Raw genomic sequence first — 13,212 nt, forward strand, 5'->3', positions numbered from 1 at the left:
GGCGGAGTCGTCGGCGCGCTCCGGGGAACGGAAACACGGCTCCGCCACGCGGCAGGGCACCGAACGGCGGGGCACGAGGGTCGGGGAAGTTCGGAGCCGGGCGGTCCCCGCGCGTTCCGGAGGACAGCGGTTCCGGGCTGCTGGTCCCGTCAGTCCGAGTCGGGCGGAATCCAGGCGGGGGGTTCGGTGGGGTCGGTGTGGTGCGCGTCGCCGGAGAGCGCCGCGACCTGGTTCCCACCCCGCCGCTTGGACTGGTACATCGCGGTGTCGGAGCGTGCCAGCACTTCGCTGCCGCTCTCGCGGGGAAGCATCGACACCACCCCGATGGACAGGGTGACGCCTCGGGACAGCGAGGCGGGAAGCCGAGCCACCGCGTTGACGGTGCGGTTCAGGGCGCTCTCGGCGGCTTCCAGCTCCACGCCGGGAAGCAGGACCACGAACTCGTCCCCGCCGTAGCGCGATACGAGGTCGTCGGCACGAAGCGTGTCGCTGAGGGTGCGTGCGATGACTCGCAGCACCTCGTCGCCCTCCGCGTGCGACAGCTGGTCGTTGACCTCCTTGAAGCCGTCCAGGTCGACCAGGGCCACCGACAGCGGCTGCGCGTCGGGCTCGCGCAGCACGCTCTCCAGCTTCGCGTCCAGCGCTCTCCGGTTGGGCAGGCCGGTGAGCGGGTCGTGCATCGCCTGCCTGGTGATCGCGTGGTGTTGACGGTTCAACCGCTGCCGGTCCAGCCGGGCCATCAGGGTGGCGCTGCGCGAGGCGCGCATGGTCCACAGCTCCGTCTCGAGCTCCTGCGCGTACTCCTCGACGGCGGTGGCGGAGTCCCGCGAATCGGGCCTGGGGCGCCGGGCGTACTCGCGTACCAGCGATATCCGCAGGCTGGGCTCGGATATGTCCTCGGCGACCCGCTGCCGGGTCTCCGAGAGCACCCTCGTGGCCTCCTCGGGTCGGCCCGCGCTGTCGTAACAGCGCGCCAGCGCGATGGCTATGATGATCGTTTCCTGGACGGGCAGTTCCAGGCCGGGGTCCGAGACCTCCTCCAGCTTGTCGATGTGCTCCCCGGACGGTTCCGCCAGCGCGCACGCCGCGGCCAGCACCGGCATCTGTTCCGCGGCCTTCCGCCCCGGAACGCGGGGGAACAACGACTCCTGCCACGGCCCGTCCACCGCGATCGCTATCTGGGCCGCCGTGCTGAACCTGCCGTCCGCGTCGTCCCGCTTGCCGACCCGTTCCAGCCGCAGCCCCCAGCCGAGCAGCATCCGGCACCGGTTGATCAGGTGGGTGGCTATCTCGTGGGGCCCGCCGCTCTCGCGAATCCGGTGGTGCGCTCGCGCCATCACCTCGTCGGCGATGTCGAACACCCCGAGCTGAGTGAGGACGAGACCGATGTCGATCAGGGAGGTGGCCAGCAGCCGTTCCCAGGAGCGCCGTCCCAGCGCGGCGTCGGGCACCAGGTCGTCCTCCAGGAGCACAAGTGCTTCCGCGGCCTGGTTGAGCGCGTTGTCCTCGTTGCCGTCCAGCAACGCCAGCCTGCCTCGCAGGGCGTGCGCGTCGGCACGCAGCACGTCGAGCCGGTGTCGTCGTGCGTGCGTGAGGAGCTCGTCCAGCAGCGGGACGGCCTGCTCGGCCATGCCGGGCGTGCACAGCCGCAGTGTCGCGCAGCAGCACAGCAGCTGTCCGAGGACTCTCGGATGCCCCCGCCTGCGGGCCTCGGTGAGCAGGTGGTCCGCTTCCTCGCGGGTGGTGTCCCGGGTCCGTGGATCGCTGTGCTGGCCGACGACCTGCAGTTCGCGCGCACGTCCGACCAACCACGCGTCGGACAGTTCACCGAGCGAGGTTGCCGCTCCCTCCCGCGCGTCAACCACGTCGTCGCGCAGCGGCACACACCCCCTGCCAAATCCGACCGGACCGGGCCGGTGCGAGTTGTCAACCGGGGTGCCGGTCGCTCCGCCGCCAGGATTCGAACCTGGACTATCGGAACCAAAATCCGAGGTGCTGCCTTTACACTACGGCGGACCGCACGACACAGCTGTCCGGTGACGTTCTGGTTCCGTCACCGATGTCGGCACCGCAGCCTACCGACTACGCGTCGCGTTGACGACGTCCGACTCGTCGCTGTCGTGTCCGACGCACATGATGTCATGTCCGGTTCCGCTTCACGTAGCCGGATGGAAGTTGTGGTCCCTCCCGGAGTGCGCTCATCCTGTCCACGGGACCGTTCACCCGCCCCGGGAAGTGCCGCGTGCGCTGCTCGGGTGGCTGCTGCGCGCCGCCGGTGTGAAGCTGGAGGCCGGAAGGGAACCGGGAACCTACGGCACCGTAGGTTACGGTGTCGTAGGCTGAACGGTACATTCCGGTCGTGCCCGTGCTCGCGCGGATCTGGCCGACGGAGTGCCTACGCGGCAGCGGGCCGCTCCGAACAACCGGTACAACCTCTGTTTCCCAACTCCAGTCGAGGTAGCGACATGACAGCACCCACCGAGAGCGTGGCCGCCGAGCAGCGGCCCCGGCGCGAGGCGCCGAAGCCGCTGACGGCGGGAACCCGCCCGTACATTGCCCAGGCCTTGGTCTACCTGTTCGTCATCGTTCCGCTGCTCGCCCTGATAGCGGCGGTCCCCTTCGCCTGGGGCTGGGGGCTCGGGGTGGTGGACATCTCGCTGGCCTTCGTCTTCTACGTGCTCAGCGGTCTGGGGGTCACCGTCGGTTTCCACCGGCTGTTCACTCACAGGTCGTTCAAGACGAACCGGACGGTCCAGGTGCTGCTGGCCATCTCGGGGATGGGCGCGGTGCAGGGGCCGGTGATCAACTGGGTCGCCGACCACCGCAGGCACCACGCCTACTCCGACCGGGAGGGCGACCCGCACTCGCCCTGGCGGTTCGGCAGTTCGGCCGCCGCCCTGGCCAAGGGGTTCTGGCACGCCCACATGGGCTGGCTTTTCGAACGCGACGTCACCAACGCCGAGCGGTTCGCCCCCGACCTGCTCAAGGACAGGGTGCTCGCCCGGATCAACAAGCTCTTCCCGGTGTGGACCCTGGCCAGCTTCGTGCTGCCCGCCGTGCTCGGCGGTCTGATCACCTGGTCCTGGTGGGGGGCTCTCACCGCGTTCTTCTGGGCCGGCTTGGTCCGCGTGTCGGTGCTGCACCACATCACCTGGTCGGTGAACTCCATCTGCCACATGATCGGTGAACGCCCGTTCAAGAGCCGCGACAAGGCGGCCAACTTCTGGCCGCTGGCGCTGGTCTCGTTCGGTGAGTCCTGGCACAACTCGCACCACGCCGATCCGACCTGCGCGCGCCACGGGGTGCTCAAGGGGCAGCTGGACATCTCCGCGCGACTGATCTGGATGCTGGAGAAGGCCGGCTGGGCCTGGAAGGTGCGCTGGCCCAACGAGCAGCGGCTCGCCCGGATCTCCGTCACCGAACAGCAGGGCTGACCATCCCGGCGCCGCCCGTGCCGCGTCCCACCGGTACCCGGTCGGTTCACCCGCCCGGCCGGGTACCGGTGGAGTTCGCCGAGCTCCGGCACCGAGTCATCCGAGAACCGGCTCCGGTGCGGCACCGAAGGCTCCGTCACGTGTCGAGGTGCGGTACGTAGGGTGAGCTGTCATGGCGGTACGTCGACGAGGACACGGCCGATCCGAGAGGTCCTCCGGGAACAGCGGTGCGTCCGGCGGCACCAGGGTGCGGATGACCGGTAAGGAACGCCGTCAGCAATTGCTGGACGTCGCCAGGGCGCTGTTCGCGGAGAAGGGGTTCGACGGTGCCTCCATCGAGGAGATGGCCCATCGCGCGGAGGTCTCCAAGCCGGTGGTCTACGAGCACTTCGGCGGCAAGGAGGGCATCTACGCCGTGGTCGTGGACCGCGAGATGCAGAGCCTGCTCGACCTGGTCGTCTCCGCGCTGTCGGCCGGTCACCCGCGAGAGCTGCTCGAACAGGCGGCCTGCGCGCTGCTGGACTACATCGACAACTCCACTGACGGTTTCCGCATCCTCGTCCGCGACTCACCGGTGGCCAGCGCGACCGGCACCTTCTCCGGGCTGCTCAACGACATAGCCAGCCAGGTCGAGCACATCTTCGGACTGCAGTTCAGCGCTCGCGGCTACGATCCCGAGCTCGCGCCGCTGTACAGCCAGGCGCTGGTGGGAATGGTCGCCCTGACCGGGCAGTGGTGGCTGGAGGTTCACCGCCCCGGACGTGACGAGGTCGCCGCCCACCTGGTCAATCTCGCCTGGAACGGTCTCTCGCACCTGGAACACGAACCCCGGCTGCGCAGCCGTGACCACAGCAGTGCGTGACATCCGACCGGCGCTTGATCTCCGACCGGCACCGGGAATCGCCGGGCTAGGCGTGACCGTTCCGGCGCACTGAACAGACGTGGATCCCACGCCGTCACGTTCGGCCCGAACGGCACGCTCCCGCTTGCGGCGAACACCGACGCGCTCCCGCTGTTGTGAACATCCGGGCGGGACGACTCCTACCGTGGTGTTCCGGGTGGAGGGGTATGCGGGTGCCGAGCCGTGGCATCCCGGTGGGATCGGCTGCCCGGCTCCGGAACCGGGCGGAGGTTCGGGCGGTCTTTCGCCGTGACTGGTCTTCGAAGCGCTGCTCTTCTGATATTGTGAAGGTGGTCGAGTCCTTGACTCGGCAGGATCAACCACGCGACAGCCTGATCGAAGTGTTCGCCTCGGTTCCCTTTCGGGATCATTGTCCCGCCGCACGTGACACACGGGGCAGGGATGTCGTCAACGAGATCGCCGATTCCCTTCGCCTGCTGCCTCGCCTTCGAGGAGGCAGTCATGACTGCTACCGACCTCTTTCCCCTCGCCGACGATTCGCACGTCCCCTTCGCCGCCGAGCCCTCCACCGTCGAGCGAGGCGTGATCCCGGGAGGTGACCGCGCTCGCCTGGAGCTGCGGATGTGGCGCCCGACCAGTACTTCGGTCGGAGTGCACATCGCGGGTGAGCTCGACATGAGTACCGCCCCGCGACTGCGTGAACTCCTCGCCTCCCGATTGTCCTCCACGGTCGAGACCATGGTTCTCGATCTGTCCGAGCTGAGCTTCCTGGGGGTGGCGGGGCTGGAGCTGCTTTCCCAGACCCACCAGCGGGCTGCCGAGAGTGCCGTGTCGGTTCGTCTCGTCGACGGGCCGGTCGGCGTCGCGCGGGCGCTGCACGCCGCGGGCATGAGCGCGATGTTTCCCACCTACCCCACCATCGTGGCGGCGAGTGCCGACCTCACCGGTTCCCCTCGGGAGAACCGGTGAGCGACGCACGCGGCGGGCTCGGTGTGGCACATGCGGTCACGTCGCGTCCCGACCGGCGGGTGGTGGGGCGGGGGCGCCTCGGAGACCGGCTCCTTCGCCGGGCGCCGGTACCGGAGAGCAGCCGTGGATTCCGTGCAGTGCCACGCCGTGCCGGGCACGGTGGTTGAACCGATGCGACCCCGGCCGAGGTGAACGGGCGGGGTGGTCGCGGCGACGGTCGCGGACCATCGCCGCGCTCCTCGGCGAGAGGTGACTACCGGTTCCCGTTCGGGGAGCGCAGCTCCTGTTCCAGCGCCGCGCTGTGCTCGTAACCGGCCTTGCTCCACTGCGCCACCCACTCCGGCAGCTCCGGCCGTTCCACCGGGCCGGGCAGCAGATTCACCACCTGCTCGGGGGTGACCCGTTCCCCGGAGCGGGAGAGGAACCTGATCTGGATCACCGCCGTGGTGGTGAGCTCGCCGCCGCTGACGATCCGGTGCTCGATGAACAGGTGCCGTTCGTCCCAGCCGATGATCCGGGTGCGCAGGGTGAACGCCCGGAAGGGCCGCAGCGGGCGGCGGAACGATCCCGTCTCGTTCGTCACCACGGCGTACCACCCTTTCGGGCGCAGTCGCCGGAGCAGGCCGGAGCGCTTCATCAGGTCGATGCGGCCCAGATCGAACACCGAGAAGTAGACCCCGTTGTTCATGTGTCCCAGCAGGTCCAGGTCGGTCGGGGACACCCGCAGGTTCGTGTGGCAGGGGCCCAGCGGGTGCACCCCGCGACCGAACACGGTCTTGGCCATGAGCACGACCAGGCGCAGCAGCATGTTCATCGGGACTGTTCCTTCCGTGACGCGCCCGGAACGCGGCGGGACTCACAACAGAAGTTACTGACGAGTAATCAACACTAGTTCCGGACGACCGCGCCCCACAACCGCCCGTGAACACCGACACACCGCACCCCCGTGAGTGTCCACCGAGACGCCCGTCACCGAGCGGAGCGGAGCGTCCGCGTCCATCGGAAGCGGCCTCCCACTCTGCGGCGAGCGCGGTCGGCGGCCCGCCGCCGAACCCGGCCCGGCGGCCCCGGCTCAGGCCGGTGCCACGCGCAGCAGTCGGTCCCCGGAACCGTTCGAAGTGGTCAGGTACAGTGCGTCGTCCGGGCCGAGCGTGGCGGCCCGCAACCTGCCGTGGGTACCGTCCAGCTCCTCCGGTGCCCACATCCTCCGCACGCTCCGTCCGTCGGCGGCCAACCGGAACAGCAGCAGCTTGCTGCCCTTCAACGTCGTCACAGCGAGCACGCCCTCCAGCGACCCCCAGCGCGAACCGCGCAGGAAGGCCGCGTCGCAGACGGCCACGGTCTCGTCCCCCGAGGTCCACACCGCCGGTACCGCGCCTGGAAACCGCTGCCGGTCGGTCATCGGTACCGACTCGTCGTAGTACGAGCTTCGCCCGCCGCGCGAGGGATCCCAGCCGTAGTTCCCGCCCGGGACCAGCCGGTTCAGCTCGTCGTCCACGTCGGGGCCGTGCTCGGCTGTGAAAACCTCACCGTCCTCGCGCACCGCCACGCCCTGCGGGTTGCGGTGCCCGAAGGTGAGGACCAGCCGGGTGGCGGGCTCGGGGGAGTCGATCATCGGGTTGTCGGGCACGGGCTCCGCCGTGTCCGGGCGGAGCCGCAGCACTTTCCCGCCCAGGGAGCCCAGGTCCTGCGCCACGCCGGGGCGGGCGGTGTCGCCGGTGGTGACCAGCAGGTTCCCGTCCGGGGCCCAGGCGGGTCTGCACCCCGAGTGCCTGCCGCTGGGATTCAGCGGCAGCCCGGTCAGCAGGGTGCCGGTGCGCTCGGCCGCCCGGCCGTCGGCGGACAGCCGCCAGTCGACCAGCCGGACGTCGGTCGCCTCGCCGGCGCGCCGGTGGGTCTGGCAGGTGACAAAGCGCCGGTTGCTGCCGAAGTCGGGATCGACCAGCAAGCCCATGAGCCCACCCTCGCCGCGGACCAGCACGTCGTCGAAGTTCGCCCGGACGGTGCGGGTTCCGGAACCGTCGACCACGGCGAGCCGACCGGGTCGCTGCGTGACCAGCGCCGAACCGTCCGGCAGGAACCCCACGTCCCAGCCGTGCTCCAACCGCTCGGACAGCACCTCCACCCGCAGCCGGGCATCGGGGGCCGGCCCGGTGGTGCGGGCGTCGTCGGTGCCGCCACCACCGCAACCGGACAGCAGCAACGTGCCCGCCACTCCGGAGAGCACTCGGCGACGGTCGATCAGCGGCGGTTCCGGACGGGGCTGGTCCGGACGGGGCTGACGCTCGGATGTGACCATGCCCACATGCTCGCACTCCCGGTCGCCCCGGTGTCCGGTTCGAGCCGCCCACTCCCGGCGGGAAGCCGCCGCCGCGACGGTTGTTCGGGCTCAACCACCGCCGGGCCGATCGGCCTCATCGGGGGATGGCGGGGATTCGGCCGGGACGGGCCGCCCGGAGATGCCCGCCCGGAAGTCGTACGCTGGTCCGGGTGCCCGTAGGCCCGGGGGTTCGGGCCCGGCTCGGGCGGATCGCCGCCTTCGCGGCGCGCCCGTTGTCCACGGGATCGAGTGTCGGCGTTTCCCTTCGTCGCGGTGCGAGGTTGTTCCATGGCCCAGGCTGGTCCCCTGTCGGGACTGTTCCAGACGCTCTCCGGCGATCCGGCCTTGCGGCGGGTCGCGGCCGCCGCCGACTCGGCACGGCTGTCGCTGGAAGGGCCCGCGGCGGCCCGGCCCCTGGTCGCCACCGCGCTGGCGGCGGGCGGCGAACTCGGTGGCAGTGACCGTCCGGTGCTGCTGGTCACCGCCACCGGTCGGGAGGCCGACGAGCTCGCGGCGGCGGTCTCCTCGTTGCTGGGGCCCGAGGGCGTCGAGGTCATGCCCTCCTGGGAGACCCTGCCGCACGAGCGGCTCTCACCCCGCGCCGACACCGTCGGGCGACGGCTCGCGGTGCTGCGCAGGCTCGCGCACCCCGAGGAGCACCCCCACGGCGCGCTGCGGGTGCTGATCACCACCGTGCGCAGCCTGATCCAGCCGGTGGCCCCCGGGCTGGGAGAACTGCCCCCGGTGCTGCTCGGCGTCGGGGAGGAGTACGAGTTCGAGGAACTGGCCACCCGGCTCACCGAGCTCGCCTACAACCGCGTGGACATGGTGGAGAAGCGCGGCGAGTTCGCCGTGCGCGGCGGGATCGTCGACGTCTTCCCGCCCACCGAGGAGCACCCGTTGCGGCTGGAGTTCTTCGGCGACGAGGTCACCGCCATCCGGCCGTTCTCCGTGGCGGACCAGCGTTCGCTCGCCGACGGCGCCGATCCGGCGGAGCGGCCCCGGCTGCACGCCCCGCCGTGCCGCGAGCTGCTGCTCACCGAGGAGGTGCGCGAGCGCGCCCGCGAGCTGTCCGAACAGCACTCGGGGGACGCCCAGCTGGGCGAGATGCTCAACAGCATCGCCGAGGGCATCTCCGTGGAGGGCATGGAGGCGTTGATACCGGCGCTGTGCGCGGGCAGGATGCAGCTGCTGAGCGACCTGTTGCCGGAGGACACCCACGTGGTGCTGGCTGATCCGGAGAAGGTGCGGGCGCGGGCCGCCGATCTGGTGCGCACCGGCGAGGAGTTCCTGGAGGCCTCCTGGATGGTCGCGGCCGACGGCGGGAAGGCCCCGGTGGATCTGGGGGCCTCCGCCTACCGCGATCTCGCCGAGGTGGGCGAGCACACCCGCGAGCTGGGGCTGCCGTGGTGGACCCTGAGCCAGTTCAGCAGCGTCGAAGAGGGGGACGAGGACGCGCTGCGGCTCGGGCTCAGACAGGTCGAGCAGTACCGGGGGGATGTGCAGCGGGCCTTCACCGACCTGCGCGCCCACACCGCCGGGGGCGGCGCGACGCTGCTGGTGGTGCCCGGCACCGGTACGGCGCAGCGAGCCGTCCAGCAGCTGGGCGAGGTGGACCTGCCCGCCAGGCACGCCGAGAACGGCCTGAGCGAGGCGCCGGAACCCGGCGTGGTCACGGTGGTGCGCGCCGATCTGGAGGACGGGTTCGCCGCGCCCGACGTGGGGCTGATCGTGCTCACCGAGACGGATCTGACCGGCGGTCGCGGGGGAACCTCCACGAAGGACATGCGCCGGATGCCCTCGCGGCGGCGCAACGCGGTGGATCCGCTCGCGCTCAAACCGGGTGACCACGTGGTGCACGAGCAGCACGGCATCGGCAAGTACGTCGAGATGGTCCAGCGCACCATCGGGGGAGCCACCCGCGAGTACCTGGTGCTGGAGTACGCCTCCAGCAAGCGCGGCCAGTCCGGCGACAGGCTGTTCGTGCCCACCGACCAGCTCGACGAGGTCTCGCGCTACGTCGGCGGCGAGGTCCCCACGCTGAACAAGCTCGGCGGCTCCGACTGGAAGAACACCAAGGCCAAGGCCCGCAAGGCGGTCAAGGAGATCGCCTCGGAGCTGGTCCAGCTCTACGCGGCCAGGCAGTCGGCCCCCGGGCACGCCTTCGGTCCCGACTCGCCGTGGCAGCGCGAGCTGGAGGACGCCTTCCCCTACACCGAGACCGGCGATCAGCTGGCCGCGATCGAGGAGGTCAAGGCCGACATGCGGAGCTCGGTCCCGATGGACCGGGTCATCTGCGGCGACGTCGGATACGGCAAGACCGAGATCGCGGTGCGCGCCGCGTTCAAGGCGGTGCAGGACGGCAAGCAGGTGGCCGTGCTGGTGCCGACCACCCTGCTGGCGCAGCAGCACCTGAACACCTTCACCGAGCGGATGCACTCCTTCCCGATCAACATCAGGGGGCTTTCGCGGTTCACCGATCCCCACGAGGCCGAGCAGACCGTCAACGGGCTGCTCACCGGCGAGGTGGACATCGTCATCGGCACCCACCGGCTGTTGCAGACCGGGGTGCGCTACAAGGACCTGGGCATGGTCATCGTCGACGAGGAGCAGCGCTTCGGTGTGGAGCACAAGGAGCACATCAAGCAGCTGCGTACCCACGTGGACGTGCTGACCATGTCGGCGACGCCCATCCCGCGCACCCTGGAGATGAGCATGGCGGGCATCCGCGAGATGTCCAACATCCTCACACCGCCGGAGGAGCGCCACCCGGTGCTGACCTACGTCGGTGTCTACGACGAGAAGCAGGTCGCCGCGGCGGTGCGCCGGGAGCTGCTGCGGGACGGGCAGGTGTTCTTCGTGCACAACCGGGTGCACGACATCGAGAAGACCGCGCGCCACCTGCGCGAGCTCGTGCCCGAGGCGCGGGTGGTCACCGCGCACGGGCAGATGAACGAGGACCGGCTGGAACGCATCATCCAGGGCTTCTGGGAGCGCGAGTACGACGTGCTGGTGTGCACCACGATCGTGGAGACCGGGCTGGACATCTCGAACGCCAACACGCTCATCGTGGACCGTTCGGACGCGCTCGGGCTGGCGCAGCTGCACCAGCTGCGCGGCAGGGTCGGCCGGGCCAGGGAGCGCGGTTACGCGTACTTCCTCTACCCGCCGGAGAAGCCGCTGACCGACACCGCGCACGACAGGCTGGCCACCATCGCGCAGAACTCGGAGCTGGGGGCGGGCATGGCCGTGGCCATGAAGGACCTGGAGATCCGGGGCGCGGGCAACATCCTCGGTTCCGAGCAGTCCGGACACATCGCCGGAGTGGGGTTCGACCTGTACATGAGGCTGGTCGGCGAGGCGGTGCAGGCCTACCGCGAGGACGCCGGGGCCGAACCGGAGGAGCAGGAGGAGCTCACCGACGTGCGGGTGGACCTGCCGGTCGACGCCCACATCCCGCACGACTACGTGCCGGGGGAGCGGTTGCGGCTGGAGGCCTACCGCAAGATCGCGGCCTCCGCCGGGCAGTCCGACCTGGACGCGGTGCGCAACGAGCTCACCGACCGGTACGGCACTCCGCCCGAGCCGGTGGAGCGGCTGCTCAGGGTCACCGCCTTCCGCCAGATCTGCAGGCAGTACGGCGTGACCGAGGTGACGCTGCAGGGGACCTCGGTGCGGTTCGCGCCGCTGGAGCTCTCGGACTCGGCGCAGGTGCGGATGAAGCGGCTCTACCCGAAGGCGGTGTACAAGGCGGCGGTGCGCACCGTCTCGGTCCCCCGGCCGACGGAGGGAGCCGCGGGAGGTCGCATCGGTGCGCCGCAGCTGCGCGACGAGGCGCTGCTGGAGTGGTGCGGCAAGCTGGTGGAGTCGCTGGCCGCCGCACCCGCGGTCGCGGGGTGATTCGGCGGCGGTGGTGGTGCTCCCGTGGCGTCACCACCGCGTCCGGTTTGGCACTTCCTCGTTCGTGAATCTCGTGCTGTCCAGTGGTGTGGTGCCTCCTGGGCGCTCATCTCATCCCAGCGCCTCCTCCGCCGCCGGCAGCGCGGCCTCGCGGTCGCGGGCCACCACGCCGAGGCGGGTTCTGCGGTCGAGCAGGTCGCCGGTGTCGAGCGCGCCCTCGTGCCGCACGGCGAACCGCAGTTCGGCGGGGGTGGTCGAGGTGTCGCCGGTGACCGGTTCGAGCGCCGCCGGGTCGCCGCCGGCCTGTTCGAGCACGGCGGGGGCCTCGGTGCCGTACCGCGCCACGAGCCGGCGCGGCGCGCGCACCCGAGCCAGGCGCGCCCGGTCGGCCGCGCCCACCAGCGGCAGCCTTCCGGTGCGGCACGGACCCGCGTGCAGTCCGGACCGCCGGATCGCCTCGTCCACCGCGTCCTCGGCCATGCGGCGGTAGGTGGTCAGCTTGCCGCCCACCACGCTGACCACGCCGTCGCCACCGGTGAGCACCGCGTGGCTCCGGGACAGGTCGGCGCTGCCCGACTCCGCGCCGCCGTCCAGCAGCGGACGCAGCCCCGAGTAGGTGTCGAGCACGTCCTCCGGGCGCAGCGGCTCGGTGAGCACGGTGTTGATCCTCTCCAGCAGGAAGTCCACCTCGTGCGCGGCCGCCTCCGGGACGTCCGGCACGGGGCCGGGGGCCTCCTCGTCGGTGAGTCCGATGTGGATTCTTCCGTCGTCCGCGGGCAGCGCGAAGACGAACCGATTGGTGGTCCCGGGGATCGGCACCGTCAGCCCCGCGTCCAGCCCCGGCAGCGAGTCGGCCGGAACCACCAGGTGCGTCCCCCTGCTGGGGCGCAGCGTGAGCTCCGGCGCGATCTCGCCCGCCCACACCCCGGCCGCGTTGACGACCGCTCTGGCCCGCACGGACACCGCTTCCCCGCCGAGCCGGTCGCGCAGCACGGCGCCCCGCCCGGTCACCTCCTCGGCGGCGCAGCGGGTCAGCACCCTGGCCCCGTGCCCGGCGGCGGTGCGCGCGATCGCGGTCACCAGCCTGGCGTCGTCGGTGAGCTGGCCGTCCCAGGCCAGCAGACCGCCGCGCAGTCCCTCGTGCCGGACCGGCGGCGCCATGCGCAGCGTCTCGGCCGCGCCGATCCGCCGCGAACCGGGCAGCGAGCTCGAACCGGTCCGTGCCGCCACGCGGAGCGCGTCCCCGGCGAGGAACCCCGCCCGCACCAGCGCGGCCTGCCGCGCGCCCGTCGTCGGCAGCAGCGGAACCAGCTGCGGCAGCGGACGTGTCAGGTGCGGCGCGGTGTGGCGCAGCAGGATTCCGCGCTCCACGGCGCTCTCGTGCGCGATGCCGACGTGACCGGAGGCCAGGTAGCGCAGCCCGCCGTGCACGAGCTTGGAGCTCCAGCGGCTGGTGCCGAACGCCAGGTCGTGCTTCTCGGCCAGCACAACCGACAACCCCCGGGAGGCCGCGTCGAGCGCCACCCCGGCGCCGGTGACCCCACCTCCGATCACCAGCAGGTCCACTCGGCCGGTTTCGGCCAGTTCGGACAGTTCCCGGCTCCTGCGGGCCGCGTTCAGCGAGGTGTCGCGCATGGGGCCTCTCCTCGTCGGTTCGCTGATCTCTGCTGAGGGGACGTTCGGAAGCGGAACTCCTCGTCCGGTTCATGGTTCGGGAGAACGTTTTC

Annotated in this window: 8 protein-coding genes and 1 tRNA gene; 4 read left to right on the top strand and 5 right to left on the bottom strand. The window is 71.0% G+C overall.

Annotated features, from left to right (window positions below):
- Positions 1–149: 149 nt before the first annotated feature.
- Both BLQ75_RS03950 and BLQ75_RS03955 read right to left on the bottom strand, forming a co-directional pair.
- On the bottom strand, positions 150–1,883 hold the full coding sequence (locus BLQ75_RS03950; RefSeq protein ID WP_092597866.1) for a GGDEF domain-containing protein: 1,734 nt from the start codon (positions 1,881–1,883) through the stop codon (positions 150–152).
- A gap of 62 nt (positions 1,884–1,945) precedes the next feature.
- Positions 1,946–2,016: transfer RNA gene (locus BLQ75_RS03955), tRNA-Gln, on the bottom strand.
- Positions 2,017–2,465: 449 nt separating this feature from the next.
- Between BLQ75_RS03955 and BLQ75_RS03960 the strand changes: the two genes are divergently transcribed.
- The 3 genes from BLQ75_RS03960 to BLQ75_RS03970 all read left to right on the top strand — a co-directional run bounded on the left by BLQ75_RS03960 (position 2,466) and on the right by BLQ75_RS03970 (position 5,265).
- Complete coding sequence (locus BLQ75_RS03960; protein ID WP_092597869.1) at positions 2,466–3,434, top strand: acyl-CoA desaturase; 969 nt, start codon at positions 2,466–2,468, stop codon at positions 3,432–3,434.
- Between the two features lie 253 nt (positions 3,435–3,687).
- Positions 3,688–4,296 carry a TetR/AcrR family transcriptional regulator gene (locus BLQ75_RS03965; protein WP_092597871.1) on the top strand — a complete coding sequence of 203 codons (609 nt, stop codon included), beginning with the start codon at positions 3,688–3,690 and terminating at the stop codon, positions 4,294–4,296.
- A 501-nt stretch (positions 4,297–4,797) separates the two neighbouring features.
- Positions 4,798–5,265 (top strand): STAS domain-containing protein, encoded by a 468-nt coding sequence (locus tag BLQ75_RS03970; RefSeq protein ID WP_170837307.1) that lies wholly within the window; start codon positions 4,798–4,800, stop codon positions 5,263–5,265.
- 253 nt (positions 5,266–5,518) lie between these two features.
- On the opposite strand, the gene BLQ75_RS03975 is transcribed toward BLQ75_RS03970, so the two are convergent.
- Entirely contained in the window at positions 5,519–6,079 is a 561-nt protein-coding gene (locus tag BLQ75_RS03975; protein ID WP_092597877.1) for a thioesterase family protein, read from the bottom strand.
- 258 nt (positions 6,080–6,337) lie between these two features.
- Positions 6,338–7,564 carry a PQQ-dependent sugar dehydrogenase gene (locus BLQ75_RS03980; RefSeq protein WP_092597880.1) on the bottom strand — a complete coding sequence of 409 codons (1,227 nt, stop codon included), beginning with the start codon at positions 7,562–7,564 and terminating at the stop codon, positions 6,338–6,340.
- 309 nt (positions 7,565–7,873) lie between these two features.
- On the opposite strand from BLQ75_RS03980, the gene mfd reads away from it, so the two are divergent.
- On the top strand, positions 7,874–11,485 hold the full coding sequence (mfd, locus tag BLQ75_RS03985) for a transcription-repair coupling factor (protein WP_092597883.1): 3,612 nt from the start codon (positions 7,874–7,876) through the stop codon (positions 11,483–11,485).
- Positions 11,486–11,596: 111 nt separating this feature from the next.
- Here mfd and BLQ75_RS03990 read toward each other — a convergent pair whose 3' ends face one another.
- On the bottom strand, positions 11,597–13,120 hold the full coding sequence (locus BLQ75_RS03990; RefSeq protein ID WP_092597886.1) for a glycerol-3-phosphate dehydrogenase/oxidase: 1,524 nt from the start codon (positions 13,118–13,120) through the stop codon (positions 11,597–11,599).
- Between the last annotated feature and the right edge of the window lie 92 nt (positions 13,121–13,212).

It is taken from the genome of Actinopolyspora xinjiangensis (genome assembly GCF_900104475.1).
Classification (GTDB): domain Bacteria; phylum Actinomycetota; class Actinomycetes; order Mycobacteriales; family Pseudonocardiaceae; genus Actinopolyspora; species Actinopolyspora xinjiangensis.